The organism is Rhodococcus sp. A14, from assembly GCF_011603105.1.
GTDB classification, from domain to species: domain Bacteria; phylum Actinomycetota; class Actinomycetes; order Mycobacteriales; family Mycobacteriaceae; genus Rhodococcus_F; species Rhodococcus_F opacus.
Genome location: NZ_JAAOQS010000272.1, coordinates 1 through 1170, shown reverse-complemented (window position 1 = coordinate 1170; position 1170 = coordinate 1). Strand labels below are relative to the sequence as shown.

The following is a 1170-nucleotide window of genomic DNA, read 5'->3' as shown; positions in this document are numbered from 1 at the left end:
CGGCAGCGGCGTGTGCAGCCGCGCCAGGCGGCGCACCGTGTCCCCGGACTGGGTGAACGCGACCAGCGCCTTCGCGTCCAGCCGCTCCCCGATGTCGCGGGCGGCATAGGAGATGACACCGCCCTGGGTCCGTGGGACGTGGGCGAAGGTGGCGACGCGGTCAGGTTCGCTTTCCGTGGTCTCGACGATCCGCGCCATCGTGCGCACCGTCTCCATCACGTACTTACCGACCGACGTCTCACCGGACAGCATCACCGCGTCCGCACCGTCGAGGACCGCGTTCGCGACGTCGGACGCCTCGGCGCGGGTGGGCCGCGAGTTCTCGATCATCGACTCGAGCATCTGGGTGGCCACGATGACCGGCTTCGCGTTCTCCCGGGCGATCTGGATCGCCCGCTTCTGCACCAGCGGCACCTGCTCGAGCGGCAACTCCACACCCAGGTCACCGCGGGCGACCATCACCGCGTCGAATGCCAGCACGATCGCCTCGAGGTTGTCGATCGCCTCCGGCTTCTCGAGCTTCGCGATCACCGGGATCCGGCGACCGACCCGATCCATCACGGCGTGAACCAGTTCCACATCGGCCGGCGACCGCACGAACGACAGCGCGATGAAGTCGACGCCGAGGCCGAGCGCGAACTCGAGGTCGGCGATGTCCTTCTCCGACAGCGCCGGGACCGACACGTTCATCCCCGGCAGGGACACACCCTTGTTGTTGCTGACCGGGCCACCCTCGGTGACCCGGCAGATCACGTCGTTGCCGTCCACACCGGAGACGACGAGACCGACCTTGCCGTCGTCGACGAGCAGGCGGTCACCCGCCTTGGCGTCCTCGGCGAGTTGCTTGTACGTGGTCGACACCCGGTCGTGGGTGCCCTCGACCTCGTCGACGGTGATCCGCACTTCCTCACCGTTGGCCCACGTGGTGCGACCCTCGGCGAACCGGCCGAGCCGGATCTTCGGGCCCTGGAGGTCGGCGAGGACACCGACCGCCTTCCCCGTCGCGTCCGAGGCGGCCCGGACGCGTTTGTAGTTCTCCTCGTGGTCGGCGTGTTCGCCGTGGCTGAAATTCAGCCGCGCCACGTCCATACCGCTTTCGACGAGCTCGCGAATACGGTCACCGGTGGCGGTAGCAGGTCCAAGTGTGCATACGATCTTCGTGCGTCGGTT

Annotated in this window: 1 protein-coding gene; it reads right to left on the bottom strand. The window is 68.0% G+C overall.

What is annotated here, in order from left to right; genetic code table 11:
* The coding region (pyk, locus tag G9373_RS45340) for a pyruvate kinase (protein ID WP_206034012.1) at positions 1 to 1170 on the bottom strand (1170 nt) is incomplete at both ends.